Below are 26,792 nucleotides of genomic sequence, written 5' to 3'. Positions count from 1 at the left end.
GGGCAAATTACACGCGGAGCATCTTTCCGGCAAATAGCCCATGGCCTATCGCCACCTCGATTGCACAAGGTCAATCAAAAGCCAAACTATGCCTCGCACATGAGCTGCACGAGCTTTTGCTTGGTCACCTTGACCTGCTCGTTGGCCATATTACGCTCGTTTCTATAGACCGCATTTGCAACACTCTGCAGATCGGCATCGGAAATCTCGCCAAGGCCCAGCTCCTCGAGCGTCGTCGGCAGGCCAACGCGCTGGCAAAACTCGAGTACCCGATCAAGCTCGGGCGCACGCTCCAGGCGCAGCTGCACCACCAGGCCAAACGCCACGGCCTCGCCGTGCATGGCCTTGCACTCGGGCAGAATCGTCAACCCGTTAGCGATAGCATGCGCCAACGCCAAGCCACCGCTCTCAAAGCCGACGCCCGAGAGCAGAATATTGCACTCGATCAGGCGCTCAACCGCTGGCGATGTACGGCCCTTTTTGAGATCGCGCTTGGCAGCGACACCACACTCCATGAGCGTATCGTAGCAGGCACGTGCCGCGACCAGGGCCAAGTGTCCCGGCGTGCCACCGTGCTCGTTGGCGCCGTGCGCCGCGGCGCACGAACGCGCCTCGAAATACGTTGCCAGTGCGTCGCCCATGCCAGCGACCGTCATACGCAGCGGGGCCGCCGCGACCACGTTGGTATCGACCACGACAAGGTCTGGATTCTTCTCGAGCATCAGGTAGCGGTCGAACGACCCATCCTCGTGATACAGAACCGAAATCGCGCTGCACGGACCGTCCATCGAAGCCGCCGTGGGGCATACGCACAACGGCAACTCGGCATAAAACGCTACTGCCTTGGCGATATCGAGCATCTTGCCACCGCCAATACCCACCACCATGTCGCAATACACGGCCCGGGCTTCCTTGGCCATTTCGACAACGGCATCTTCCGTACACGGACCGTTGTAAATCTTAAAGAACGGCTCGCTTAGATCTTCATCCAGAAATCCATCGACGATCTGCCTGCACAGTCGATCCTCGGTGCCCTGGTCAAACAAGACATAGGCGGCGCAGCCCAACCATGACAAATACCTGCCCTGACGCGAGAGCTCGCCCGGCCCCTGAACATACCGGCCGGGACCGCCATAAACCATGGGAAGCGCCATACGAGAATCCGCCCTTCATCAAACAACGATTGGTGCAAAGTAACCTGCCCCCTGCACCAACTTGTGCATTGGGGACAGGTTACTTTGCACCATAGCAAAAAGGGGCAAAGCCATCTGCCGGCTTTGCCCCTTCCTTAGCTTGATTTACTCATCCATGAGATAGTAGTGGCCCAGCGCGTCGGCACCCAGAATGGCGTTTGCGACCATCTCGGGCGTCACTTCAAACGGCATGTTGCACATGGTGTCATCGGGCGCGCAGGCGGCCTCAGCAACAATCATGGCCTGCTCGCGCGTAAGCTCGGCAACGCCAAGTTCCTTCATCGTGACCGGCAGGCCCAGCTCAATGCAGAAGCCCAAAACTTCCTCGAGTTTCTCAGTCGGAGCATCCTCGAGTACCAGCTGGACGATGGTGCCAAAGGCGACCTTCTCGCCGTGATACATGCCGTGGCACTCGGGCAGCATCGTCAGGCCATTGTGGATGGCATGAGCAGCAGCAAGGCCCGAGCTCTCAAAGCCAATGCCCGAAAGCAGCGTATTTGCCTCGATGATATGCTCGACGGCAGGCGTGAGCGCACCCTTCTCCAGCGCGACCTTGGCCTTGACGCCATCGGCCATAAGCGTCTCGTAGCAGAGCTTGGCGAGCGCCAGGCCGGCCATTCCGCCCTTGCCGCCGGCGCAAGTGCCACCGTCGGCATCATGTGTCGCTTGGGCCTCAAAGTAGGTTGCGAGCGCATCGCCCATACCGGAAACCGTCAGGCGCACCGGGCTCGCCGCGATAACCGTCGTATCCATCAGGACAATGTTGGGGTTTGCCTTAAGGAAGAGATATTTATCGAACTGGCCGTCATCGGTGTAGAGCACCGAAAGTGCCGAGCACGGCGCATCGGTCGAGGCGATGGTGGGGCAAATGATAACCGGGGACTCCAGGTAATAGGCGACGGCCTTAGCGGTATCGAGGATCTTGCCGCCACCGACGCCAACGATGATGTCGCAACCGTTGTCGCGAGCGAGCGCAACCAGGCGATCGACCTCGCCCTTGGAGCACTCGCCGTTAAAGTCCTCAAACAGCAGCTCGGCCTTAGCCTCGGCAAAACCGCCCTCGATCTTGGCACCGACGCGCTTCTTGCCCGAAGGCGTCACGATGACGAGGGCCTTAGCGCCGAGCGGCTCGACATAGGAGCCGAGCTTGGCGAGCTCGTCCGGACCCTGGATGTACTTGCTGGGGCTATTGAAAATTGCAGCCATAACTATCCCATTCTCTAAAAGAAAAAAGAAAGGGGCTCCGTACAGATACGTGCGGAGCCCCTCGTTACGATAACAAGAGTCGATTAGAAATCGATGTCGGTGTCGTAGTAGCAGGCCTTGAGAATCTTCTCGAAGTCGGCAGCCTTGGTCTCACGCGGGTTCTCGGGCGTGCAGGCGTCCTGCTCGGCGTTCGCGGCGATCTCGGGGAGCTTGGCGAGGAACTCCTCCTCGGAGACCATCTGCGGGTTCTCGGCGTCGACCTTCACGCCACCATTCGCGTAATCCTTGATGGACTGCGGAATGTTGAGCTGGTCGTTGAGGTCGCGAATCTTCTGGACGAGCGCAGCGATGAGCTCCTCGTTGGTCTCGCCGGGAAGGTGCAGGATCTCCTTGGCCACGTAAGCGTAACGCTCGGCAGCACGCGGATCCTTGGAGTTCCACTGGATGACCTTGCCCAGGTACATGGCGTTAGCAGCACCGTGGATGATGTGGCCGTTCTCAAAGGCTGCACCGGTCTTGTGAGCCATGGAGTGAACGATGCCCAGCAGGCCCGAGGAGAAGGCGATGCCGGCGATGCACTGAGCCTCATGCATGTGCTGACGGGCCTCATGGTCACCAGCATAGGACTTGGGCAGCCACTCGACGATCTCGCGGATGCCGTGCAGAGCGTTAGCGTCGGTGAACATGGAAGCACAAGTGGAAACGTAAGCCTCCATGCAGTGGGTCAGAGCGTCCATGCCGGTGTGAGCGCACAGCTTGGCGGGCATGGTGTAGGTGAGCTCGGGGTCAACGATGGCGACATCAGGGGTGATGTTGAAGTCGGCCAGCGGGTACTTGATGCCCTTGGCGTAGTCGGTGATGACGGAGAAGGCAGTGACCTCGGTAGCGGTACCAGAGGTGGAGGAAATGGCGCAGAAGTGAGCCTTCTGACGCAGCTCGGGGAAGCTGAACGGCTGGATGATGTTATCGAAGGACTCCTCGGGATACTCGTAGAAGACCCACATGGCCTTAGCGGCATCGATGGGCGAGCCGCCGCCGATGGCGATAATCCAGTCGGGCTCGAACTCGCGCATGGCCTCGGCGCCCTTCATGACCGTCTCGATGGACGGATCGGACTCGACGCCCTCGAACAGCTTGACCTCGAAACCGCCTTCCTTAAGGTCGGCCTCAACGTCCTGCAAGAACCCGCCGCGGCGCATAGAGCTGCCGCCAGAAACGATGATGGCCTTCTTGCCCTTGAGGTTCTTCACCTCGTGGCGAGCGCCCTCACCAAAGTACAGATCGCGAGGATTGGTAAAACGTCCCATACTGTGCCTCCTAAACAAGCCCCTCTTAGACTTGCGTATATAACGGAGCACCCGATTGGCTCCGTTAGGACCGTTTGCGCGTTGCCGGCGACGACAATGCGCGATGTCTAAACGTCTCAACGCTCAGACAAACACTATTTTACCGTTCTGGTTGGTCAGTTATTCACCTAAAGCCAACAATGATGAAACGTTTTTTCTATCCCTGAAGACCCTTGTGGGGCATTCATACTCCCAAGCTGGGCAAACGTTTTATCAAGGTTGACCACATATCCCGGACAGGACGGTGCCCCCCAAAATGCGCCCCGTTCGCCGCCAAAAATCGACCGTTTGCGGCACCGTGATACCACTCGGTCGTCCAGGGTGCCGACATTTGTGCGACATCCGTCTTCGTGGTGCAAAGGTGCATGTCCAAGTGCGGCACCCCCGGTGTGCCACATGCGGGTAAACTAGAACCTTATATAGAGATATTTGAACCCTAACCGCAGCAAAGGAGGCTCCATGGCATTCGACCCCATACAAGAGGATTGCCATCGCCTCGTTCTTGAGGCCTTGCGCCGCGACAATATCCCGCTCACCGACGGCCCCGCCGTAGAGCGTCTGATGGAACAATTCACCCGTAACCCCGCGCCGCTCATCGTGCACGACCGCGACCGAGCTGGGCATCTGATTGCCAAGGTCGTCGAGGCTGTCGACTACCGCATCCCCTTTATCCCCGACGACGCCCAAGCAGAGCAAGAAGAGACCGCAGCCGAGAACATGCTCCGCGAGGCAGCCGCGCTCGATCCGGCCAACTGGGATGCCCAGCGCATGCTGTGCGCCCTCACCGCCGAATCCAACGAGGAATACGTACAGTATCTGGTGTCCAAGTGCGACGAGGTGGAGCACGATCTGGCGCTCAAGATTGCCTCGGCGCAGGACCCCTACGAGCGTGAGGCCGCAGGCGACCTGACCCGCCGTCCCTACCTGCGCTGGCTTGCCGCCTTGGCATCGCGCGCGCTCATTAGCGGCCGCTACCGCATGTCGCTGGATGCCGCGAATCGCAGCCTGGACTTTGCGCCCAACGACCCCGCCGGCGTCCGCCATACTGCGATGCTTGCCATGGCAAAGCTCGAATACCCTGCCGAGGAGCTCAAGCGTTTTCGTTCTGCCCACTCCGTGCCTTATCTTGCCAACACACCGCTGCGCCGCCGTCCCAAGGACGCAGAGCGCGACCTGGACCCGTGGACGCTCATCGCGCTGATGAGCGCTGCCTGGCGCGAGCTGGACTACGAAGGCGCCGAGCACTACTTGCGCATCCTCGCACGCTCGTGCCCGCACGCGGCCGAAGCACTCTACTTCCAAACCGAGTTTCCCGATGGCGTCTATGCCCGCGTCAACGTAGGTCCGGGCTCCACCGATGAGCTCGTCCTTGCCCTGTCCGAGGCGACGCCGGTGCTACAGGAGGGCCTAGGCGCGCCCGACAACGCCAGCTTTGCCGCCTGGGTCGCCACTAACGACATCGTGCGCTCCCAGATCGACGAGCGCATCCTGCGTGCAGCCGAGCAGGGGCTTCCATTTAAGGGAGGAGACCTCTAATGGATCCGAGCGTCTACATCCCCGCCTATCTGGAGCGTACCTATCTGGCATCGCACCCCGAACTCACCGATGCAGCACGCGAGCTTGTCCATAACGACATCAGCGCAAACCCTCACAAGTATGCGCAGACCGAGCATGCCCAAGCGCTGCTGTCCTATGCCGGCGTTCATCGTCATTTGCTTGACGAGCTTCGCCGCATCGAGGACATGGGCAGCGACGAGGAGTTTGAGCAGACGCGCAACCGCCTGTTCGACGATATGCGCGATGAGCTGCTCAAGATTGTTCGCGTCGATGCGCATGTCCTCGATGCCCAGCTGCTCGCCATCATCCTGGCGGACACGCCCGTCGATGCCTGCCTGGGCGACTTGATGAAGCTCGAGACGAGTACGGCCGACTACCTGCAACAGAGCGTGCCCGGGTTTGATATGGAGGCCCCGCACTACTGGGCCAATAATGTTTTGGCCGACGGTGTCACCGCAGCAGACCTTACCGTGAGCGAGCCGGCGCTTATCGGCTGGCTTCACACGCTCGAGGCCATCTCGCAGCTGTGCATGGCGAGCGCTCGTTACCGCGCCGCCGCCAACTATTCTCGCCGTGTCCTTAAGGCGGAGGGTTATCCCACCCGGGCCGCCGGCACCGTGTTGCTTGCCCTCGCCCGCTTGGAAGACCAGGACGGTTTTTTTGCCCTGGCACATCAGCTCGAGGAACAGATGGGGGCAGACGCACTCGAGAACTCCCCCTGGTACCTGCTCGCCCGCACGATTCTGCTGTTCAAAACAAACAAGATGCGCCCGGCGACGCGCGCGCTGCGTGAGTTCGCTAACCGGTGCGAGGGCGGCGCGTTCTTCTTGCTGAACCCCATGTACCAGACGCCGTATCTTCCCTGCCGACCCGAGCCGCGCGACCCCTGGGACCTCTCGCACCAGGCGGTTTGGGAAGCCGACGGCATTATCTCGGACACCCCCGACTTTGCCCCCTGGGCCAACGCCTGCGAAGACGTATCGCAGCTTGCCCAGGAATTTGCGCGCCGCTACGGCTTTTAGCGACGCGATCGCCCCGACCATGTCATCTATGTTAGGAACGGCTTCATGAACCTCCGCTCATCTCTCGCCTGCACCTCGAGCGATATCGCCCGCTGGGGACTGCGTTCTGTCCTCAAACGCCAGGGCGGCGTACTCCCCGGCCGCATCGCCATGAAGATCGACCCCGAGCTGCTAAGCGACCTCGCGAGCCTGGTCGACCGCAGCGTGGTAATCACCGGCACCAACGGTAAGACCACCACCTCCAACCTCATCGCCGACGCCGTTGCCGCCAGCGGCGCCACCGTGGTATGCAACCGCGCTGGCAACAACATGGAGCCGGGCGTGGTGGGCGCGTTGCTCGAAGCGCGCGGCAACCTTAAGCGAACCGCCAGCAGCAAGCGCGTGGGCGTTTTTGAGTGCGACGAGCTCTACACCGTACGCGTTCTGCCCAAGCTCAAGCCGACGTACTTTGTGCTGCTCAACCTGTTCCGCGACCAGCTAGACCGCTACGGCGAGATCGACCATACCCAAGACGTCATCGCCCATGCATTGGAGCTCTCTCCGGCAACAACGCTCATCTACAACGCAGACGACCCGCTGTGTGCCGCAATCGCCGCGCGCGTTCCCAATGCAAGCATCGCCTTTGGCATCGACGGCGCCACGGGCACCGAGTCCGATCGCATTAGCGACTCGCGTTTTTGCTCGCAGTGCAATGCGCCGTTGGAGTACGACTATGTGCAGTACGGCCAGCTTGGCGCATACCATTGCCCCTCGTGCGGCTGGGCCCGCCCTGGGCTGGTCCGTCGCGTGACGGGCGTGGAGCTCGGCTGCGACGGCTACGGCTTTGACCTGGTCTTTGGACCCGATACCGACGCACCCGCAACGCACATCGTCACGCGCTACAACGGCCTGTACATGGTCTACAACGTAGCCGCAGCCTTCTTCGCCGCCCACGAGCTGGGCGTGGACGCAGCGCATCTGCAGCCCACGCTCGATGCCTACGTCCCCGCCGGCGGGCGTATGGGCCGCTGGGAGATCGCCGGCCGTACCGTCGAGGCAAACCTGGCCAAGAATCCCGTAGGCTTCGATCGACAAATCCAGTCCATCAAGACGGCAGGCGGCAGACTCTGCGCTTTCTTCCTCAACGACAATGACGCCGACGGCCACGATGTATCGTGGATCTACGACGTCGACTTTGAGCGCATCGCCGACACAACGGGGCTTGTCGCCTTTGCCGGCGGCACGCGCGCACACGACATGCAGGTACGCCTCAAGTACGCCGGCATCGATGCCACGATTATCTCGAATATCGAGCAGGCGATCGGTGCCGTTGCGGATGAAGCCGCCGGCGACACTTTCTATGCCGTCGCCAACTACACGGCCTTTCCGCCGCTAGTCAAGGAGCTCGACGGGCTCAAAGGCACCGATGCGGCTACGGTTGCCGCCCACGCCGCAACGTGCGCCGATGGCAGCGCCGTCCCCGTCGGCGTCGCGCCGGTCGAGCTCTCGCGCCCGCTGCGCATCGTCTACCTGTATCCCGATGCCCTCAACCTCTACGGCGACGGCGGCAATGTCATCGCCCTCGAGCGCCGCTGCGCCTGGCGTGGCATTCCCGTGCACGTGGACGAGGTCCGTATGGGCGAGACGCTCGATCTGCATGATGCTGATATCGTCATGATGGGCGGCGGCTCCGATCGCGACCAGCTGGCTGTGGCGCACGAGTTGCTCGCTCAAAAAGACAAGGTTGCGGCCTATGTTGAGGATGGCGGCACACTGCTTGCCATCTGTGGTAGCTATCAGCTGCTCGGCCGTTCGTACTACATGGGCGACGATCGCATTGAGGGCCTGGGCGTCATTGCCGCCGAGACTGTGCGCGGCTCCGACCGCCTGATCGGCAACGTCGCCGTCAAGACCGACCTGGCGCCTGAGCCCTTTGTGGGATTCGAGAACCACGGCGGCCGCACCCTGCTCGATACAGAGGCCACGCCGCTCGGAACGTCCGTCGTCGCGGGCACCGGCAACAACGGCGACGATGGCCTTGAGGGTCTCATCTACAAGGGTGTCATCGGCACGTACCTGCACGGACCAGCGCTACCCAAGAACCCCGAGCTCGCCGACTGGCTCATTACCCACGCCCTCGAGCGCCGCGGCGATGCGCAGGCCACAGCCCTGCTGCCGCTCAAGCCCCTCGACGACATCTACGAGCGCGCCGCCCACGACGCCGCCATGAAGCTCCTCCCCTAACGCCCCGCCACCACAAAGGGACAGGCACCTTTGTGGTGGTTTTGACCCGCCCCAGCGGTTTGTCTCAATCTGTAACATTTAGACCGTTAAAAGTCGTCTTGCTGTTACAGAATGAGATGTTCGTCCCGACATCCGCCTTTTGTCTCGATCTGTAACAGATAGAGCCGATTTGCCCGCCCAGATGTTACAGATTGAGATATTTGAAAATCGGAGTAGAAGCCTACTCCTTTGTGGTGGTTTTCCAGTTTGCCAACGATATGCGCACCGGCAAAAAAGTCTGCTATACTCTTTCCCGCTGTCCCCATCGTCTAGCGGCCAAGGACGCCACCCTTTCAAGGTGGATATCGCGGGTTCGAATCCCGCTGGGGGCACCAACTCAAAAATGTACGAACCCGTGCGAGTTACCATCGCACGGTTTCGTTCTATTTTGACATTAGATGAAGAGGGCTCCAGGCCCCTGTGCTAGACAAAAAGCTCGCATTCTTTTCTCTCAGAACAAGCTTTGCTCAACATCTTGGTAGCCGCAGAGAGCATGACAGGACTTAGCCCACGCGCGCCCCGCGGACACACGGCAACGCAGCGCATGCAGGAAATGCAGGCCTTTTTGTCCACCCGTTTGGGATCGTCTTTATCGATAGCGCCAACGGGACACGCTGTGGCGCAAGCCCCGCAGGCGGTGCACTCCTTTGTGGCCTTAGGCACCATACCAGTGCCCCCGGCCTTCTTATAGGGACGATTGCCCGGAATAGCCGGCTCAGAAGCATCTCCTGCAGATATCTTTTGCTGAATCTGATTCGCAAACCCAGTGAGCTGTGCCGCGTCCTGCGCATCTGGTCTGCCGGCGGCAATCTGGCGAACAATAGAATGCTCGGCGATGGCAGAAACCGCCGCGATCACCCGAAAACCTGCGCCCTTTGCCGCGTCCTCAAGCTCGACCAGTGTGTCCTCATATGCGCGGTTTCCATAAGCACAAACCAGAACCGCCTGTGCGCCATTTCCTCGCATCATACCCAAACGCTCCGCGACCACAGCCGGGACTCGCCCACCATACGAGGGCACCGCGATCACGGCTACATCCTCTTTTGTCATCGCAACCGTACGAAAACCAAGCCCGCTATCTGTCAGATCTACGGCAACGGTTTCCCCTTCTAACGCATTGGCAATGTAGTTAGATACCTTTTCCGTTCCACCCGTCGGACTAAACACGATATCGAATACCCTCATCGGATAATCCTCCCCTTTATGAACAAACGCCCGAAACGTCCGCATGCCCAAAATAGGTTACAACTTTCAAGATGCCCCGCGCGAAACGCTCACTCGACAGCATGTTCAAAGAAGGTCCGGCGACAAAAAAGAAGGGGCCTCGCACAGGCGAAACCCCTTCGCACGCAAAATCAAACGCGTCTGTTACACGTAGAACAGGATGTCGTCGTAGGTCGGAACCGGCCAGTAGTCGGCGGCCACGATCTCCTCCATGGCATCCACGGCGGCGCGCAGCGTATCCATAGCGGGAACGACCTCGTGTGCATACACATTGGCCTGCTCCTGACCATCGAGGGCTTCGGCCTTCTGATGCACGGCGTCGAGCGCCTTGATGGAGTCGTTGATGGCGGTGATGCCGTTGCAGAGCTTGTTGAGCGTGTTCTGCTCGCACTGCATGGCGGCCTCGGCACCGGCGGCACGAATGGTCTCAAGGCCCTTAGCGACCTTGGTAGCGTAGGCGGTAATGACCGGGCGATAGGTACGACGCGCCTCGCGAACCATCGTGGTAGCCTCGATGTTCATGAGCTTGTTGTACTTCTCGAGCTTGCAGTCGTAACGGCACTGGGCCTCGGCCTTGGTCAGGACGCCCGTCTCCTCAAAGAGCGCGATAGCCTTATCGGAAACAAAGGCGGGCAGGGCGTCGGCCGTGGTCTTGTTGTTGGCAAGGCCGCGCTTCTCGGCCTCAATGGGCCACTCGTCAGAGTAACCGTCGCCGGAGAACAGAATGCGCTGGTGATCGGTCAGCACCTTCTTGCAGTACTCGAGCGCGGCATCCTGGAACTTATCCTCGGGCGTACCCTCGAGCGCGTCGGCGAAGGACTTGAGCGACTTGGCCACGGCGGCATCGAGCACCAGGTTGGAGTCGGAGACGTTCTGCTCGGAGCCGCAGGCACGGAACTCGAACTTGTTACCGGTGAAGGCAAACGGGGAGGTGCGGTTGCGGTCGGTGTTGTCCTGCATCAGCTTGGGCAGGGTATCGGCGCCCAGGTCGAGCACGCCGCGCGTGGCATGGACGGAAGCCTTGCCATCGATGATCTTCTCGACGACCTCGGTAAGCTGGTCGCCCAGGAAGATGGACATAATCGCCGGAGGAGCCTCGTTGGCGCCCAGACGATGGTCGTTGCCGGCCGAGGCAACGGAGGCACGCAGGAGCTCCTGATAGTTATCGACGGCCTCGATCACCGCGGTGAGGAAGACGATGAACTGCAGGTTGTCGAGCGGGGTGTCGCCCGGATCGAGCAGATTCTCGGACTCGGTGCCAAGCGACCAGTTGTTGTGCTTGCCCGAACCGTTGATGCCCTCGAAGGGCTTCTCGTGCAGCAGGCAGACCAAGTCGTGGCGGGAGGCGATGAGCTTCATTTTCTCCATCATGACCAGATTCTGGTCGATGGCCTCGTTGACCTCGCCATAGACCGGGGCGAGCTCATGCTGGCAGGGAGCAACCTCGTTGTGCTTGGTCTTGGCGGGAATGCCAAGCGCCCACAGTTCATCGTCCAAATCCTTCATATAGGCCGAGACAGTGGGGCGGATAGCGCCAAAGTAGTGCTCCTCGAGCTCCTGGCCCTTGCAGGGAGCAGCACCAAAGAGGGTGCGGCCGGTGATGACCAGGTCCTTGCGCTTGCGATAGGCGTCCTTCTTGATCAGGAAGTACTCCTGCTCGTCGCCCACGGAAGGAACGACCTTCTTGGGGGTCTTGCCAAACAGCGCCAAAACGCGCTTAGACTCACGCGAGAGCGCAGTCATGGAGCGCAGCAGCGGGGTCTTCTTGTCCAGGGCCTCGCCCGTGTAGGAGCAGAAAGCCGTGGGGATGCACAGGACATCGTCCTTGATAAAGGCGGGGCTAGTGGGGTCCCAAGCGGTGTAGCCACGGGCCTCGAAGGTAGCACGCAGACCGCCGTTGGGGAAGCTCGAGGCATCGGGCTCGCCCTGGATGAGGTTCTTGCCCGTAAACTTGGTAATGGCGGTGCCGTCGTGGTTGGGCTCCAGGAAGCTGTCGTGCTTCTCGGAAGTAATGCCCGAAAGCGGCTGGAACCAGTGCGCGTAGTGCGTCGCGCCCTTGGAGATGGCCCAGACCTTCATGGCATGGGCGACGGCGTTGGCCACATCCAGGTCGAGCGGCTCACCGCCCTCGAGGGTTGCAGCAAGGCGCTTCCAAATGTCCTTGGGGAGGTAGTCCTTCATGACTTCCTCAGAGAACACCATGGTCCCGAAGCGGTCAGTAAGTTCGGCCATACGGAACTCCCTTCGTATCGGCACCGCGTGAGAAGCGGTGTTGATTACTAACGAACGAGTCATAGCTTAGACTCGCCGTGTTTCCGCGACATTACCGTTATGTTGCTGTCGCGAAACCAATCATTGAGGTTACCCTATCGAGGCGGCGTTGCCACCCTCAACAGCCAATCAACTGCATAAATTGCAGACCTCTCCCCATGGTTTAAGGGTAGTCAATGTAGAATGGGGCTTTATTAACTGGTATTTCGCATCAGATACCATTCAATATAGCCCCATCCTACATTGACCGCCCTGTTATAGGAAATGCCGATAGCGAAGCATTTTCGATTGGTATCACCAAATCGCGAGAGAAATTCCGTCTTGGCGCAGTGGTGCTGTAGAATCCTTGCAACAAAACATCGCACCTAGGCATCTAAAGGAGCACGATATGCGCGTCGACGAGGTTTTTAAGCAGGCAGCATCCCAGGGCACCGCGCCCGTTTCGTTTGAGATGTTCCCGCCCAAGGGCGAGCTGACCCTCGATACGGCTCGCAAAGTGGCAGGCAATCTGTGCAAGCTTTCGCCGAGCTTTGTCTCGGTCACCTGTTCGGCCGGCGGCTCGGGTAACGGTGCCACCACCGCCCCCATCGCGCATATGATTACGAGCGAATTCGATACGCCCTCGGTAGCGCACCTCACCTGCGTGGGCCGCACGCATGCCGATATCGCCGCCAAGATTGACGAGTATCGCTCGGCCGGTGTGGAAAACGTGCTAGCCCTGCGCGGCGATCTTCCCGCCGGCGCAACCGAGGACGACAAGCCCGCCTCGGACTACGCCTACGCCCGCGACCTCATCCCGGAGCTCGTCGATGCCGGCTTTTGCGTGGGCGCCGCAGCCTACCCCGAGGGCCACATTGCCTGTGAGGATCTCAACCTCTCGGTCGAATACCTCAAGCAAAAACAGGACGCCGGCGCGAGCTTCTTTGTGACGCAGCTCTTTTTTGACAACGAGTGCTTCTACCGCTTTCGCGAGCTTGCCGACAAGGCCGGTATCACCGTGCCCATTACCGCGGGCATCATGCCGTTTATGGGCAAGTCACAGATCAGCCGCATGGTCTTTATGTGCGGCGCGTCGCTGCCCTCCCCCGTCATCAAGATTCTCGCCAAGTACGAGAACGACCCCGAGAGCCTGCAGGCAGCCGGTGTAGATTATGCCGCCCGTCAGCTTTGCGACCTCAAGGAGCACGGCGCCGACGGCCTGCACCTGTACACTATGAATCGTCCTGCGATCGCCGCAACCATTATGGAGCGCCTGGGGTAATGGAAAAACCGCACATCGATACAGCTTTTGGTGAAGTGCCGGCCGACCTTGCGTCGCCGGCGCTCTACCGTATCGATGCTGCCCATCGCCCCCGAGTCGACCGTGCCGAAATGCTGCGCTACCTGGGCTACGGCGGTCAGCAGATTGAGCCCGAGCTGTCACGACGAATTGAGCTTGTGGTCGAGCGCCTAGAGCTGGATATCGAGCCCCGCGGCGTGCGACGCGTGTTTGCCGTCGATGCCACGGGCGTTGACGAGCAGGGCGAGCCCTGCATCCGCTTGGTTGGCACCAATGTTGAGCTGCGGGGTCGTGATATCTATCGCCACCTTAAGGACGCCCGCCTGGCGGCGCTCATGGCATGTACCCTCGGGATGTCTGCCGAACGCCGTCTGCGAACCACCGGAGCTCAGCAACCCCTGGAAGGCGCCGTGCTCGACGCCGCATGCTCTGCCTATGTAGAAGCCGCCGTTGAGCAAATGGACCAGCAGGTCAAGACGGACGCCGCCGTTCATGGGCTCGCCGGCAACTGGCGCTTTAGTCCCGGCTATGGCGACTGCCCGCTCTCGGCCCAGCGCTCGATCGTCAATGCGCTCAACGCCACGCGGCTCATCGGCCTGACCGTCACCCCCACCAGCCTGCTCATGCCCACCAAGAGCGTGACCGCGGTGATCGGCCTGTTTGACGGCGAAGTCCACGACGCCCAGAGCCGCCCCACCTGCAATATCTGCCGCATGCGTGAGCACTGCCGCTTCCGCGCCGCCCACACCACCTGCTATTCCAGCCATTAGGAGCCATCGATGTTTACTCCGCTTATCACTCATGATCTGGACGGTGCCGCGCTGGCGGCACCCGTCAATGCTGCGCGCTGCAACGGTGCCGCGTACAAAACGCGCACGATCGATGACCTTCGCATTAAGGACGATCGCCTGCGTGCCGCCATCGAGGGCACCGGGCACCTGCTGTTTGACGGCGGCATGGGCACCATGTTGCAGGCCGCCGGCATGAAGGCAGGCGCCCTGCCCGAACTGCTCAACTTTGAGGAACCCCGGGTCATCACCGATATCCAGCGTCAGTACGTCGAAGCTGGCTGTGACGTGATCACCGCCAACACCTTTGGCGCCAACGCCCACAAGCTCGACGGCGCCGCCACCGTGGCAGACGTCTTTGCCGCGGCAGTCACCTGCGCCCGCGAGGCCGGCGCCCGCTACGTCGCCGGCGACATCGGCCCCATCGGCGCCCTGCTGCGCCCCCTGGGCACCCTCAGCTTTGACGAGGCCTACGACCTCTTTGCCGAGGAGGTGCGCGCCGGCGTCGCTGCGGGCGTCGACCTCTTTATTATCGAGACCATGACCGACCTGGCCGAGATCAAGGCGGCCGTCCTCGCCTGCCGCGAGAACTCCGACCTGCCCGTCTTTGCCACTATGACCTTTGAGGAAGACGGCCGCACCTTCTTGGGCACGAGCCCCGAGGTCGCCGCCATCACCCTCGACGCCATCGGCGCCGACGTCCTGGGCATCAACTGCAGCCAGGGCCCGGCCGAGCTCCGAGGGCTCGCCGCGCGCATGCTCACCGTCACCGACAAGCCCGTTATGGTGCAGGCCAATGCGGGACTGCCCCGCGTGGACGATGACGGCAATACCGTCTTTGATATCCAGGCACCCGAGTACGCCGAGGCCGTCGCCGGCATGATCGAGGACGGCGTGAGCGTCGTGGGCGGTTGCTGCGGCACCACGCCGGCGCACATGGCGGCCTTGCGCACGCTTATCGACAACCACACGCCCAGCCCGCGCCACCGCAAGCCCAGCATGTCGGTCACGAGCGCCCAGACGGTCGTGGACCTCCCCTGCGACGGCCACAAGATCGCCGTCATCGGCGAGCGCATCAACCCCACCGGCAAAAAGCGCCTGCAGCAGGCCCTGCGCGACGGCGACCTGGACTACGTCGTGAGTCAGGGCATCAGCCAGCAGGAGCAGGGCGCCGACATCCTGGACGTCAACGTGGGCCTGCCCGAGATCGACGAGGTCAAGGTCATCCAGCAGGCCACCGAGCAGCTCCAGGGCTCCACGCTGCTGCCGCTGCAGATCGACTCCACCGACCCCGCAGCCGTCGAGGCCGCCGTGCGCCGCTACGCCGGCAAGCCCATCATCAACTCGGTCAATGGCAAACAACAGATCATGGATGAGATCTTTCCGCTGGTGGCCCACTACGGCACCAACGTCGTCGGCCTTACGCTCGACGAGGGCGGCATCCCCGATACCGCCGAGGCCCGCTTCGCCATCGCCGAGCGCATCGTGGCCGAGGCCGCCCATTACGGCATCGGCCCGGACCGCATCCTCATCGACTGCCTGGTCATGACCGCCTCGACCAACCAGCGCCAGGCTGAGCAGATTCTACGTGCCATGTCTCTGTGCAAGGAGCGCCTGGGCGTCAAGTGCGCACTCGGCGTATCGAACATCAGCTTTGGCCTGCCCGCGCGGCCGCTGCTGGGCTCGGTCTTTTTGGCCGCCGCCTTTGGTGCAGGTCTGGATGCCCCCATCATGAACCCGGGTTCCAAGCGCTTTATGGATACCGTCTACAGCTATCGCGTCCTGAGCGTTGAGGACGAGGGCTCGACCGGATACATCGAGCGCTACGCCGGCTGGACCGATCCGTACAAGATCGCCGCGAACCCGGCGGCGGCTCAGGCAGTATCGACCGACACTGTGCCCGCTGCTGGCACCGACGGCAACGACGACCCCATCCGCCACATGGTCGTCTCGGGCCGCAAGGGCGAAATCGCGGCCGAGACCGAGCGTCTGCTGGCAGATCACGACGCCATGGACCTCATCAACAACCACTTTATCCCCGCCCTCGACGAGGTTGGCGTCCTCTTTGACCAGGGCAAGTTCTTCTTGCCGCAGCTCATGGCCTCGGCCGAAGCCGCACGCGTGGGCTTCGACACCATCAAGCGCCTGATGCCCGCCGGCGAGATTGCCGACAAGGGTAAGATCTGCGTGGCCACCGTTAAAGGTGACATCCACGATATCGGTAAGAACATCGTTAAGATGCTGCTCGATAACTACGGCTATACCGTCTTTGATCTGGGTCGCGACGTCGATCCGCAGGAGGTGCTCAAGACCGTCAAGGAGCGCGACATTAAGCTCGTCGGCCTTTCGGCGCTTATGACCACCACGGTCGTCGCCATGGAGGAGACCATCAAGCTACTTCATGCCGAGGTCCCAGGCGTCAAGATCATCGTGGGCGGCGCCGTGCTCACCCCCGAATACGCCAAGCAGATCGGCGCGGACTACTACGCCAAGGACGCCGCCGAGAGCGCGCGCATCGCCGAAGAGGTCTTTGGGCAGTAACACAACGGAAACAACCGAGCACCAAAACGTGCCGCACGCGCCACTTGGCACGTGCGGCACGTTAGAATAGATAAGACTATGCTCGTTTTGGCAGATAGGAGCGCAAGGATGGCGATCACGCCCGCAGAAATCGCGGAAACCCGCGGCATGGTTGAGGAGCAGAACCTCGACATCAGGACCATCACCATGGGTGTTTCGCTCATGGGTTGCGGCGACGAGAACCTCGACCGCATGTGCACGAAGATCTACGACCACGTGACGCACACGGCTGAGCACCTGGTCGAGACCGCCGAGAACCTCGAGCGCGAGTACGGTATCCCCATCGTCAACAAGCGCGTCTCCGTCACCCCGGTGGCGCAGATCGCCGCGTGCTGCAAGGATGAGGACCTCACCCCCATCGCGCATGCCCTCGACCGCGCGGCCGAGACGCTCGGCATCGATTACCTGGGTGGCTTCTCCGCACTCGTTCAGAAGGGCATCGGCGACGCCGACCGCCGCGTCATCCAGTCCATCCCGCAGGCGCTCGCCACCACGAGCCGCGTCTGCTCCAGCGTCAACGTCGCCAGTCTGCGTGCCGGCATCAACATGGACGCCGTACTCATGGCTGCGCAGACCATCATCGACGCCGCTAAGCTCACGGCCGACCAGGACTCCGTCGGCGCTTCCAAGTTTGTCTGCTTTGCCAATATGGTCGAGGACTCCCCGTTTATGGCGGGCGCCGTCCACGGCGGTGGCGAGGCCGACGCCGTCATCAACGTAGGCGTTTCGGGCCCCGGCGTTATGGCCGCAGCCCTGGAGACGCTGCCCGATTCCGCATCGATGATGGAAGTCGCCGAGAAGATTAAGCAGACCGCCTTTAAGATCACCCGCGCCGGCGAGCTCATGAGCCGCGAGGCCGCCCATCGCCTGGGTGTCGAGAAGGGCATCGTCGACCTGTCGCTGGCCCCCACACCCGCCATCGGCGACTCCGTTGCTCGCATCCTCGAGATCATCGGTGTTGGCACCTGCGGTGGCCCGGGCACGACCTGCGCACTCGCCATGCTCAACGATGCCGTCAAGAAGGGCGGCGTCATGGCCAGCTCCAGCGTGGGCGGCCTCTCGGGCGCTTTTATCCCCGTGTCCGAGGACGCCGGCATGATCGCCGCCGTCGAGGCCGGCGCGCTTTCGCTCGAGAAGCTCGAGGCCATGACCTGCGTGTGCTCCGTCGGCCTGGACATGATCGCCATCCCCGGTGACACCCCGGTCGAAACCATCGCCGGCATCATCGCCGATGAGATGGCCATCGGCGTCATCAACAACAAGACCACGGCCGTCCGCGTGATTCCCGCCATTGGCAAGGGCGTGGGCGATTGCGTCGAATACGGCGGCCTGTTCGGCCGTGCGCCCATCATGCCGGTGAACCCCAACGCCGGCACCGTGCTTGCCCACCGTGGTGGACGCTTCCCGGCTCCGCTGAACTCGCTGAAGAACTAGCCCAGGGATACGAGGCGAGGAGCCCCGGGAAGGGCAAATATATAAGGTCGCCTGCTCGGACAGTCCTGACTCGCACGGAGAGCACATTAAGTGCTCTCCGGCTCGTGCGGAACTCGCGATCGACCTTATATATTTGCCCTTCCCGGGGCTCCCGCACATCTCAACCTTGGCTGAGTTCTGTCCCATGTTGCAGTTGCTTCGCTCCTGCACCACTTGGCTGGTGCGGCGGTTTGGCGTTGGATCGGTTCTTTCTGATATATGCTGGTTGCGGCTCTTCTTTTGGGGGAGTCGCTTTTTTGTTGCTAGGAGGTTGGCCCGTGGTTGATGGGGATGCTCGCTCTGAGCTTCTTTCTGCTGATTGGAATCAGGAATGGATGCGCCTGCAGGCTGGTCGGCGGCGGGCTGATAATTCTTTTGAGTGGGATAAGCGGGCTCGGCATTTTCGGCCGCTTGAGACTGCTCCGTATGCCCGGGACTTTATGAAGCTGTTGGCGTTAAAGCCTGGTGAATCCGTGCTGGATATGGGGTGTGGGGCTGGATCGATTGCTATTCCGCTTGCTCAGGCTGGGCATCCCGTGATTGCTGCTGACTTTTCCCCTGCCATGTTGGGCACGCTTGATGCTGGCATTGAGTACTATGGGCTCGAAGATCGCATTACACCGCTTGAGCTTGCTTGGGATGATGACTGGGATTTGGTTGGACCGGTCGCGAAAGCGGTAGATGTTGCCTTTGCCAGTCGCTCTGTCACCACGACCAACCTAAAAGGCGTGCTTGCCAAGCTTGATCGAACGGCTCGTCGGCGTTGTGCTGTCACGATGGTCGCCAACTCCAGCCCGCGCTATGACCTGCACCTGATGAACGCCATCGGTGCCTCGGTTACCTGCAGTAATGGCTTTGTGTATGCCTTTAATATCCTCATTCAGATGGGTGCCCTGCCGCAGGTTACGTACTTTGAATCGCCTCGTCGCGATACCTTCGATAGCCTTGAGGCGGGCGTAGCGGACTTCTCCCGCATGCTCGAGCACGGTAACGAGGATAAGATCGACCGTCTGCGCGACTACATCGCTCAGCATATGATTGAGAATCCCCATGCCGGCGAGCCAGGGTCCAAGGGCGTGCCGCAGGGGCGCTACATGCTCGACCACGTCCGCAAGGTCCGTTGGGCGTTTATTGCATGGGAGCCGGTCTCTTCGGACCGTCCATAGACCGCTTTCAGCCGCCGTACACGTCCGCCTGTAACCCGCGCTGTTCTCCCGCTCGGCATCCGCATTCTTTTTGAACTGGGCAAACACGCCCCACACCGCGCCGTTCCTGCGCTATCGTGGGACAGCTCACGTAGATTAAGGCCCCATCGCGGGGCGCCCCATAACATAGAAAGCGAGAACCCATGGCACTGACAGGAGCCCAGGTCAAGCAGCTTCGCAGCATGGCCCATCACCTCAACCCCGCCATCATCATCGGCAAGTCCGACATCAACGAGGGCACCGTCGAGCAGACGGTCGCCTACCTGGAGAAGCACGAGCTCGTTAAGTGCTCCGTACTCGATGGTTCCAGTCTTTCTGCCCGCGAGGCCGCCGAAGAGCTCGCCGAGCGCTGCCATGCAGACGTTGTTCAGGTTATCGGCCGCAAGTTCTCGCTGTATCGCGAGTCCTCGCGCAAGGACATCGAGAAGATTAAGCTCGTCTAAGAGCCAACGATCCGGCGAGCCAACATACATCAAGCTTGCGAGCGTCCGAGCAATTCGGACGCTCATTTTTTATCGTTCGACGAGCACGCGGTTAAGCCTACCCTCCACCAAGCGCTCGTACAGACGCCGCGTCTCGGGCTCGGGCACGCCATTGACCTGCTCCCTCAGGTGATGCATATGCCCACTGTACAGCTCGACGATATCGCGTCGTCGCCCCGCCGCACCGTAGACGCGCATAGCGCAACGCACCATGTCCTCGCGCGCCGTCTCTTGCCGCAGCCCCGACTCCACCAGCCATACCGCCGACTGCAGGTCGTTTTCTTCTAGGGCGGCGTTCGCGCCCCGAATCATGCAGTCGATATACTTCGATTCCATAATGCGCCTCATACGCAAAAAGTAGGTGGGATTACAGCCATTGGGAACATACAACGGGCCGGCGTAGAGCTGCTCGATCTTAAGGCACAGCTCAATCAGATGAGGTCCGCGCGCACCCGTGCGATTTCCCAAAACTTCGCGGCTTATCTGATCAAACAACCGCACGTCGGTCTTGACGTAATCGCCGTTAAGCCCAATGCACTCGTTTTGGATCAGCACACACGACTTGCCGTCCGGTGTCGGCCCCAAGGCCGAACGCAGGCGCGATATCGTCGAGTACAGATTGTTACGAGCGCTATTGAACTCGGCATGGGGCCACAGCTCCATGGCCAGCGTCTCGCGGTCGACCAGTGCATCCATGCCCAGCGCAAGCCGCTCGGCAAGCGTCGCCGCTTTCTTGCGGCGCCACATCTTATCCGTGATGGGAAACCCGTCGCGCTCGGCGCGAAACGCCCCAAACATGCGGATCTCGATATGGCCAATCACATCGACGCCCTCGGCATCGCCGGCCTGGAACAGACGCTCGCCTTCGCCCTCAAAGTCGTCACGCAGCGAATACCGCGACAGCTCGCGCACCGGGAGCTTCTTTCGAATTCTAGCAGCCGGCTCACCCAGACAATGCATCGCAAGACGCGCAAACAGCCGATACGACGGATCCAAAATCCCTGGGCGGTTCATGGACATCCAGGCTGCAAGGTCGCTATCGCGGCCCGCGGAGGCCAAATGCAGCGCCACCATCCAAGCCTCGGCACCACCGACCTGCGTCCGACTCAAATCGAGCAGCTCTGCCTCTTCGCGCACCGATACCATCGATGTATTGCGTAAGTACGCCGCGCGCTCTAGCAGCAGTGCGTTGTCGCGTATGTATCCAATCGATTCCTCGGCAAGCCTGAGCACCTGCACCGCACGGAATTTGGCATTGACCGGACGCCCCTCAGCCAGTGACTGCCAGCCTTCCAGTATCAAGCCAAACAACTGAACCTGATTGTCACGCACGCGCACGGCAAAACGGTCGAGCTCATTGAATGCCTGCTCGTCGGTCACCGGCATGCCGGCGAGCAGGCGCCGCGCCGATAACACCATGCGCACCCAGATGGCGAGCGCTCGGATTCCACGCGCTTCGAGCGCCTCGAGTGTCAGGGCCATCTCGTCATCACGCTCGTCAGTCCCTGCATACGACCCATCAAACAGCTCCGTCAACATGCGGTCCGCCCGCACAAACGTCCCCGCGATATCGAGCTCGCAATCGTAGGCCTTATCCGTTTTGAGCCCCGCGAGGATCTCGCCGCCCTTCGCCCGCTCGGTCAGCCCATGCTTTATCTCGACATGTGCGGACAGCATGTCGAGTGCGGCACAAGACGCCTCACTCTCCAACGTTGCATGGCTTGCCGGAAGCCCCAGACCACCATCTCCATAACAGGCAGCCGTAAACGCGTGCGCCACCTTCCACGACACGGGATCGAGCTCGCAAATCGCTTGCTCGCCCGCATGCTCGATAATTGAGGCCATATACCGCGCGAGCTTTGTATTGGAGACGCTCACCGCCGCCAGATAGATGCCGAGCGCCTCGTCAGGCGTCGGCTCCGATGCCTGGCCATCTGACTCGGTCTTTCCCAGCGCCGCGCGGCAAACATCCCCTCCATGCCCCGTCAGGGCCAGATCGACCCCATACTGTCCGGCAAGCTCCAACACCGCACTGCGGTCCAAAAACGCGTCAGCAAGGTCCATCGCAGTATCGCAGCGCCCCGCTTTAATCAATATACGCGCCGCCCGCACAACGAGTTCGGGGCGAATTTCGGCGACCAGCTTGCGCAATCGCAGGCGTGCGTTATCCTCGGTACCCAAGCAGGTAAAGCTCCGGTCTGCTGGATCGACGCCAAAAATGGGATAATCGCGGACAAGATAGGACTGGTCAATCGCCGAAAGCCTAACACCGCAAGCCTCGAGCTCCGAAATATTGCCCTCGCCCATTAAGACCATCAAGCATGCCACACTAAACAGAGCGTTGTTCTCGAGCGACGCCAAATCAACAAGTGCCGCACCGTAGATATTGACGATCTCGTTTTCGAGCATCTGGGCAACGTCTCCCTGCCCGTATAGTCCCGACTGCATAGCCGAGACGAGCTCGGGCACGCCCTGCGTAAGCTGATAGAAGTCGAGCGATGTGCAGATCGAAAACGCCGATGCCCACGCCGAATACTCATAGGCATGCACCTTGAGCATCTGCGCGTTGACTTTAATCGAATCGCCCAGTCCATGAATCAGCTGGCGATTCGAAGGACGGCAGCTCATAAAGACCCCAACCCCCATAGCACGCAGGCTTCGGATTCGGTCGATCAGCTCCTCGGTCTCGCCCTGGCTGAGGTTCGGCACGTTATCGATTGCAATCAGGGAGTGCGGCTTGTCCTTAAGCTCTTCGGTAACGACCTCGAGCTGCATAAACACCTCGCGCCCAATGGCGCGGTCGGCCTCGATGATCCGCACGGGACCTCGCGTCGGATCATTTTTAACCTCTTGGGCATACTGCAGCAGCACCGAGGTTTTCCCAAAGCCATCAGGCGCGTAGAGGACTACGATGCCGGCTTTTCGGCCCTTGGCGATAAGTTCGTTCATCAAGCGATCGCGCCGCACCGTATAACTACTGCCCAGCGGCATAAGCTCGAGGTCGTCCATATTGCCCAAATCGTTAACCATGCCCGCTCCTCAACTCGACCACATGGACACCGTAACGCTAGACCATATGTATCGCTAGATGAATAGAGCGATGCTACGGTTTAGGATGTTTGTTGGTACGCAAATGGCAAGTTTTTGTTCAGCGTGGTCCGATTGAAACTTATCCCCCAACCAATCAGTCTTTGCGCAGGTCAATGCGCTTGCCAGCTTGTCCCATCCTTTGGCAGTGTACCTCAAATGAGTGCTGTTCAATTGTGTTGCGCAACTCACCTAACGCCAGCTACCGTCTACGACCTTTTCATAGCATTTATGCATAGTATCTGTTATGGAATGAATCATGCTGCACCTGACGCACCCGTCAAGTTCGCGGCAAGATTTTCGTCAAGCACACGGCGCGCGCTCAGCCGCAAAAAGCCCCCGCAAAGCGGAGGCCTTCGGCAAAGCTATGTCGAGGTGATAGGCTATCGCTACTTGCAGAGCGAAAGGGCGGCCTCGTCGGCAACGACAACGCAGTTGGTGTGCAGTTGCAGGATCGAGGCAGGGCACTCGGGGGTAACCGGACCATAGCACATGTCATGCACGGCCTGTGCCTTGGCCTCGCCGTTGGCGACGACCAGGATCATGCGGGCATACATGATGGTCTGGGTGCCCATGGTGTAGGCCTGACGGGGCACGTCGTCGATGCTGTCGAACAGGCGGCTGTTGGCCTGAATAGTGCTCTCGGTAAGGTCGACGCAGTGCGTACCCTTGGAGAAGTGGTCATCGGGCTCGTTGAAGCCAATGTGACCGTTGTTACCGATGCCGAGCAGCTGCAGATCAGGGTAACCGGCAGCAGCGACGATCTTGTCGTACTCAGAGCAGGCAGCGGCAGCGTCGGGATTGGAGCCATCGGGCACATGCGTGTTGTTCAGGTCGATGTTAATGTGATCGAAGAAGTTCTCACGCATAAAGTAGTGGTAGCTCTGGGGATCGTCGTGCGAAAGGCCACGATACTCGTCGAGGTTGTAGGTGCTGACCTCGGCAAAGTCGACGTCACCCTTCTCGTACCAAGCGGCGAGCTGCTTGTAGGCACCAATCGGGGTGGAGCCGGTGGCAAGACCCAGCACGCAATCGGGCTTGAGGATAACCTGGGCCGAGATGATATTGGCGGCCTTGCGGCTCATATCCTCGTAGTCTTTAGCTTTAATGATCTTCATTACGCGTCCTTTCTCGTACAAGAGAGGCAAGGCTCCCCTTACAAGCACTTGCCCGCGGCCCGCGTCGGCCGCAACCAACGTGTGCGGCCACCAGGGCGAGGTCGCGTAATGTATATGTCTCGTGTCTACCCGCGTCGAGGCCCCTGCCCGTCCACGGTGACCCAAAGCTGTTTAGCTTCGGACAAATCCCATCTTGCCACGGAGGGCGTCCTCTTTCAAGGGCGCCCTCCGTAAACGTGTTTGAATTGTAGGCTAAAGGCCGAGCGCGCTCACTAGCGCTCGCGAGCGACGATGAGTTGGTCCATCTCCTCGACATGCTCGCCAACGGAACCCTTGATGCTCGAGAACTCAACGGAGTTGCACACCAAGATGGGAACCGTCACATCGTAGCCCTCGGCAGCAATTGCCTCGCGATCAAACTCGATGAGTACATCGCCCTTATGGACGATGTCACCCACTTGCGCATGTACGGTAAAGTGCTTGCCCTCGAGCTGAACAGTGTCCAAGCCAACATGGATGAGCACGTCTAGGCCATCGACCGTGTTGAGCGCAACGGCGTGTCCCGTGGGAAAAATGGCCTCGACCTTGGCGTCTGCCGGCGCAATCACGCGCGTGCCGGTAGGCTGAATCGCCACGCCCTGGCCCAAAAGGCCGGTGGCAAACGTCTGGTCATTGACCTCGGACAACGGAATGACATCACCCGAGATGGGAGCATCCAGCGTAAGGACTCGACCACGCATACCAAAAGACCTTAGGACTTTAGTGAACATGCTCCCCCTCGGACATACCAATCAATCAAAATAACCTTGTCAGTTTACCACTTGGCACCCGTTTTTGGCCATTAGGGAAGTTCGCGCTTGACAACCTCGACGATATCGTCAACAACACGCTGGGTCAGCTCGTGCGTCTCCGCCTCGGCCATAACGCGAACCAGCGGCTCGGTACCGCTCGGGCGCACCAAGATGCGGCCGCGACCGTTGAGCTCTTTCTCGGCGGCAGCGACGGCGTCCCAAATGGGCTGGCAATCGTCCAGGCCGGCCTTGTTGTCCGAATGCACGTTGACGAGCACCTGCGGGTACTTCTTCATGATGCCGGCAAGGTCGGTAAGGGTGCGGCCGGTGCGCTTGAGCACGGCCAGAAGCTGCAGGGCCGTCACCAAGCCGTCGCCGGTGGTGTTGTGCTCCAGGAAGATGATGTGGCCGGACTGCTCGCCGCCGATGACGGCACCGTCCTCGAGCATACGCTCAAGAACATAGCGGTCGCCCACGGCAGTCTGGACCATCTCAAAGCCCTGCTCCTTCATGGCGATGGAGAAGCCGAGGTTGCACATGACGGTCGAGACGATCTCGGAGTTGGCGAGCTTGCCGCGAGCAGCAAGGTCGGAGCCGCAGATGGCAAGAATGTAGTCGCCATCAATCTCGTTGCCCTCGCTGTCCACAAAGAGCACGCGGTCGGCGTCGCCGTCGTGAGCCAGACCGATATCGGCGTGGGTGCGCAGCACGAGCTCGCGCAGGGGCTCAAGGTGCGTGGAGCCGCACTCGACGTTGATGTCGGTACCACAGTAGTCAGTGTTGATGGCGTGGACCGTGGCGCCCAGGCGCTGGAGCGCGGCAGGCGTGGTCTGGCATGAAGCACCGTGGCCACAGTCGACGGCAACAACCAGGCCATCGAGCTTAAGGCCGTCGAGCGTGCTGATGGCATGATCGACATAGGCCTTGCGGGCATCCTTCATCTTGATGATGTGACCCACGCCGGCGCCGGTCGGCAGCGTGTCGGCAGCCATAGCCTCCTCGGACATGACCCACGCGCTGATCTCTTCCTCAACCGCGTCGGGAAGCTTCATGCCCTTGCGGCTAAAGAACTTGATGCCGTTGAACTCCGGCGGATTGTGCGAAGCGGAGATGACGATGCCGCCGTCGAGCTCGTTTTGAACGGTGAGCAGTGCCACGGCCGGCGTAGGGATAACGCCGCAGCAGTGCGGACGGCCGCCCTCGGCCATGATGCCGGCGGTCAGCGCGCTCTCGAGCATGGTGCCCGAAAGACGCGTGTCGCGTCCAACGCAAATATCGGGTCCTAGGAACCTTGTCGCAGCGCGACCTAAACGAAAGGCGAGTTCGCAAGTTAGATCGGCGTTGGCGACGCCACGGACACCATCGGTGCCAAAGATGTTCTGGGGCATAGGATTGCTCCTTCCCTAGCAGACGAATCGCAGTCGCCCGCCCTAGTCGAAAAAGAAAAGCGGGACCCGCCGAGCAATCGGCAGGCCCCGCTTGTACATTGTATCTCGTAAGGAGATAAAACCTTAGCGCTTGGAGAACTGGGGAGCGCGGCGGGCCTTCTTGAGGCCGTACTTCTTGCGCTCGACCACGCGAGCATCGCGCGTAAGGAAACCGGCCTTCTTGAGGTCAGCACGGTAGTCGCCAGCGTTCAGAAGAGCGCGAGCGATGCCCAGGCGCAGAGCGCCGGACTGACCGGAGATGCCGCCGCCATCGCAAAGAGCGATAACGTCGAACTGACCGGCGGTGTCGGTCACCTTGAAGGGAGCAAGGGCGTTCTCAACGAGCTGATGACGGCCGAAATACTGCTCGGCGTCACGCTTGTTGATGGTCACCTTGCCGGTGCCGGGGACGAGACGGACGCGGGCGACGGCGTTCTTACGACGGCCGGTACCCTGGTAGACAACGGTGTTCTCAGCCATC

At 60.8% G+C, this 26,792-nt stretch carries 19 protein-coding genes and 1 tRNA gene; 10 read left to right on the top strand and 10 right to left on the bottom strand.

Going from position 1 to position 26,792, the window contains the following annotated elements; genetic code table 11:
• Nucleotides 1-86 precede the first annotated feature (86 nt).
• The 3 genes from ACEXKH_RS01725 to ACEXKH_RS01715 form a co-directional block, all read right to left on the bottom strand.
• A complete protein-coding gene (locus ACEXKH_RS01725; RefSeq protein ID WP_373572848.1) occupies nt 87-1,154 on the bottom strand; it encodes a glycerol dehydrogenase in 1,068 nt (355 codons plus the stop codon).
• A 144-nt stretch (nt 1,155-1,298) separates the two neighbouring features.
• Nucleotides 1,299-2,399, bottom strand: coding sequence for a glycerol dehydrogenase (locus ACEXKH_RS01720; RefSeq protein ID WP_117563611.1), 1,101 nt, complete (start codon nt 2,397-2,399; stop codon nt 1,299-1,301).
• 83 nt (nt 2,400-2,482) lie between these two features.
• Nucleotides 2,483-3,706 (bottom strand): iron-containing alcohol dehydrogenase, encoded by a 1,224-nt coding sequence (locus tag ACEXKH_RS01715; RefSeq protein ID WP_035136916.1) that lies wholly within the window; start codon nt 3,704-3,706, stop codon nt 2,483-2,485.
• Nucleotides 3,707-4,204: 498 nt separating this feature from the next.
• On the opposite strand from ACEXKH_RS01715, the gene ACEXKH_RS01710 reads away from it, so the two are divergent.
• The 4 genes from ACEXKH_RS01710 to ACEXKH_RS01695 all read left to right on the top strand — a co-directional run bounded on the left by ACEXKH_RS01710 (nt 4,205) and on the right by ACEXKH_RS01695 (nt 8,921).
• Nucleotides 4,205-5,281: a hypothetical protein gene (locus ACEXKH_RS01710; RefSeq protein ID WP_373572847.1), complete on the top strand. Its 1,077-nt coding sequence runs from the start codon at nt 4,205-4,207 to the stop codon at nt 5,279-5,281.
• Entirely contained in the window at nt 5,281-6,324 is a 1,044-nt protein-coding gene (locus ACEXKH_RS01705; protein ID WP_373572846.1) for a hypothetical protein, read from the top strand. Before ACEXKH_RS01710 ends, ACEXKH_RS01705 begins: the two co-directional genes overlap by 1 nt.
• Nucleotides 6,325-6,369: 45 nt before the next feature.
• Nucleotides 6,370-8,547: a MurT ligase domain-containing protein gene (locus tag ACEXKH_RS01700; RefSeq protein WP_373572845.1), complete on the top strand. Its 2,178-nt coding sequence runs from the start codon at nt 6,370-6,372 to the stop codon at nt 8,545-8,547.
• A gap of 297 nt (nt 8,548-8,844) precedes the next feature.
• A tRNA-Glu gene (locus ACEXKH_RS01695) sits at nt 8,845-8,921 on the top strand.
• Nucleotides 8,922-9,009: 88 nt separating this feature from the next.
• Here the strand turns inward: ACEXKH_RS01695 and ACEXKH_RS01690 are convergent.
• A complete protein-coding gene (locus ACEXKH_RS01690) occupies nt 9,010-9,771 on the bottom strand; it encodes a 4Fe-4S binding protein (RefSeq protein ID WP_373572844.1) in 762 nt (253 codons plus the stop codon).
• 183 nt (nt 9,772-9,954) lie between these two features.
• Nucleotides 9,955-12,042, bottom strand: coding sequence for a glutamine synthetase III family protein (locus tag ACEXKH_RS01685; RefSeq protein ID WP_373572843.1), 2,088 nt, complete (start codon nt 12,040-12,042; stop codon nt 9,955-9,957).
• 427 nt (nt 12,043-12,469) lie between these two features.
• Between ACEXKH_RS01685 and ACEXKH_RS01680 the strand changes: the two genes are divergently transcribed.
• The 6 genes from ACEXKH_RS01680 (at nt 12,470) to ACEXKH_RS01655 (ending at nt 19,849) form a co-directional block, all read left to right on the top strand.
• Complete coding sequence (locus ACEXKH_RS01680) at nt 12,470-13,342, top strand: methylenetetrahydrofolate reductase (protein WP_373572842.1); 873 nt, start codon at nt 12,470-12,472, stop codon at nt 13,340-13,342.
• Nucleotides 13,342-14,130, top strand: coding sequence for a hypothetical protein (locus ACEXKH_RS01675; protein ID WP_373572841.1), 789 nt, complete (start codon nt 13,342-13,344; stop codon nt 14,128-14,130). Before ACEXKH_RS01680 ends, ACEXKH_RS01675 begins: the two co-directional genes overlap by 1 nt.
• Nucleotides 14,131-14,139: 9 nt before the next feature.
• Nucleotides 14,140-16,689 (top strand): homocysteine S-methyltransferase family protein, encoded by a 2,550-nt coding sequence (locus tag ACEXKH_RS01670; protein ID WP_227789974.1) that lies wholly within the window; start codon nt 14,140-14,142, stop codon nt 16,687-16,689.
• A 108-nt stretch (nt 16,690-16,797) separates the two neighbouring features.
• Nucleotides 16,798-18,162, top strand: coding sequence for a PFL family protein (locus ACEXKH_RS01665; RefSeq protein WP_035136908.1), 1,365 nt, complete (start codon nt 16,798-16,800; stop codon nt 18,160-18,162).
• Between the two features lie 479 nt (nt 18,163-18,641).
• Nucleotides 18,642-19,367, top strand: a complete 726-nt coding sequence (locus tag ACEXKH_RS01660) for a methyltransferase domain-containing protein (RefSeq protein WP_373572851.1) — start codon at nt 18,642-18,644, stop codon at nt 19,365-19,367.
• A 182-nt stretch (nt 19,368-19,549) separates the two neighbouring features.
• A complete protein-coding gene (locus tag ACEXKH_RS01655) occupies nt 19,550-19,849 on the top strand; it encodes a YhbY family RNA-binding protein (RefSeq protein WP_215675210.1) in 300 nt (99 codons plus the stop codon).
• Between the two features lie 69 nt (nt 19,850-19,918).
• Here the strand turns inward: ACEXKH_RS01655 and ACEXKH_RS01650 are convergent, their stop codons facing one another.
• From ACEXKH_RS01650 to rpsI, 5 genes are all read right to left on the bottom strand, one after another.
• The gene (locus ACEXKH_RS01650) at nt 19,919-22,918 is read right to left on the bottom strand and encodes an AfsR/SARP family transcriptional regulator (protein ID WP_373572840.1); all 3,000 of its coding nucleotides are present in this window, start codon (nt 22,916-22,918) and stop codon (nt 19,919-19,921) included.
• Between the two features lie 446 nt (nt 22,919-23,364).
• Complete coding sequence (gene nagB, locus ACEXKH_RS01645; RefSeq protein ID WP_161145374.1) at nt 23,365-24,093, bottom strand: glucosamine-6-phosphate deaminase; 729 nt, start codon at nt 24,091-24,093, stop codon at nt 23,365-23,367.
• A gap of 272 nt (nt 24,094-24,365) precedes the next feature.
• Nucleotides 24,366-24,833, bottom strand: coding sequence for a PTS sugar transporter subunit IIA (locus ACEXKH_RS01640; RefSeq protein ID WP_320676340.1), 468 nt, complete (start codon nt 24,831-24,833; stop codon nt 24,366-24,368).
• 101 nt (nt 24,834-24,934) lie between these two features.
• Nucleotides 24,935-26,272 (bottom strand): phosphoglucosamine mutase, encoded by a 1,338-nt coding sequence (glmM, locus tag ACEXKH_RS01635; RefSeq protein ID WP_373572839.1) that lies wholly within the window; start codon nt 26,270-26,272, stop codon nt 24,935-24,937.
• A 123-nt stretch (nt 26,273-26,395) separates the two neighbouring features.
• Nucleotides 26,396-26,791, bottom strand: coding sequence for a 30S ribosomal protein S9 (gene rpsI, locus ACEXKH_RS01630; RefSeq protein WP_022094634.1), 396 nt, complete (start codon nt 26,789-26,791; stop codon nt 26,396-26,398).
• Nucleotide 26,792 lies beyond the last annotated feature (1 nt).

Source organism: Collinsella aerofaciens ATCC 25986 (genome assembly GCF_964259375.1).
Lineage (GTDB): Bacteria > Actinomycetota > Coriobacteriia > Coriobacteriales > Coriobacteriaceae > Collinsella > Collinsella aerofaciens_BO.
The sequence above is the reverse complement of the archived record's forward strand: the minus strand, read 5'-3'. Positions and strand labels throughout refer to the sequence as shown.

Excerpts from the sequence above, each read along its gene's own strand:
- ACEXKH_RS01700 (WP_373572845.1), top strand. The coding sequence starts at position 6,370 with ATGAACCTCCGCTCATCTCTCGCCTGCACCTCGAGCGATATCGCCCGC.
- ACEXKH_RS01685 (WP_373572843.1), bottom strand. The coding sequence starts at position 12,042 with ATGGCCGAACTTACTGACCGCTTCGGGACCATGGTGTTCTCTGAGGAA.
- glmM (WP_373572839.1), bottom strand. The coding sequence starts at position 26,272 with ATGCCCCAGAACATCTTTGGCACCGATGGTGTCCGTGGCGTCGCCAAC.
- ACEXKH_RS01725 (WP_373572848.1), bottom strand. The coding sequence starts at position 1,154 with ATGGCGCTTCCCATGGTTTATGGCGGTCCCGGCCGGTATGTTCAGGGG.
- ACEXKH_RS01710 (WP_373572847.1), top strand. The coding sequence starts at position 4,205 with ATGGCATTCGACCCCATACAAGAGGATTGCCATCGCCTCGTTCTTGAG.
- ACEXKH_RS01655 (WP_215675210.1), top strand. The coding sequence starts at position 19,550 with ATGGCACTGACAGGAGCCCAGGTCAAGCAGCTTCGCAGCATGGCCCAT.
- ACEXKH_RS01665 (WP_035136908.1), top strand. The coding sequence starts at position 16,798 with ATGGCGATCACGCCCGCAGAAATCGCGGAAACCCGCGGCATGGTTGAG.
- ACEXKH_RS01720 (WP_117563611.1), bottom strand. The coding sequence starts at position 2,399 with ATGGCTGCAATTTTCAATAGCCCCAGCAAGTACATCCAGGGTCCGGAC.
- ACEXKH_RS01680 (WP_373572842.1), top strand. The coding sequence starts at position 12,470 with ATGCGCGTCGACGAGGTTTTTAAGCAGGCAGCATCCCAGGGCACCGCG.
- ACEXKH_RS01690 (WP_373572844.1), bottom strand. The coding sequence starts at position 9,771 with ATGAGGGTATTCGATATCGTGTTTAGTCCGACGGGTGGAACGGAAAAG.
- nagB (WP_161145374.1), bottom strand. The coding sequence starts at position 24,093 with ATGAAGATCATTAAAGCTAAAGACTACGAGGATATGAGCCGCAAGGCC.
- rpsI (WP_022094634.1), bottom strand. The coding sequence starts at position 26,791 with ATGGCTGAGAACACCGTTGTCTACCAGGGTACCGGCCGTCGTAAGAAC.
- ACEXKH_RS01675 (WP_373572841.1), top strand. The coding sequence starts at position 13,342 with ATGGAAAAACCGCACATCGATACAGCTTTTGGTGAAGTGCCGGCCGAC.
- ACEXKH_RS01650 (WP_373572840.1), bottom strand. The coding sequence starts at position 22,918 with ATGGTTAACGATTTGGGCAATATGGACGACCTCGAGCTTATGCCGCTG.
- ACEXKH_RS01705 (WP_373572846.1), top strand. The coding sequence starts at position 5,281 with ATGGATCCGAGCGTCTACATCCCCGCCTATCTGGAGCGTACCTATCTG.
- ACEXKH_RS01640 (WP_320676340.1), bottom strand. The coding sequence starts at position 24,833 with ATGCGTGGTCGAGTCCTTACGCTGGATGCTCCCATCTCGGGTGATGTC.
- ACEXKH_RS01660 (WP_373572851.1), top strand. The coding sequence starts at position 18,642 with ATGAAGCTGTTGGCGTTAAAGCCTGGTGAATCCGTGCTGGATATGGGG.
- ACEXKH_RS01670 (WP_227789974.1), top strand. The coding sequence starts at position 14,140 with ATGTTTACTCCGCTTATCACTCATGATCTGGACGGTGCCGCGCTGGCG.
- ACEXKH_RS01715 (WP_035136916.1), bottom strand. The coding sequence starts at position 3,706 with ATGGGACGTTTTACCAATCCTCGCGATCTGTACTTTGGTGAGGGCGCT.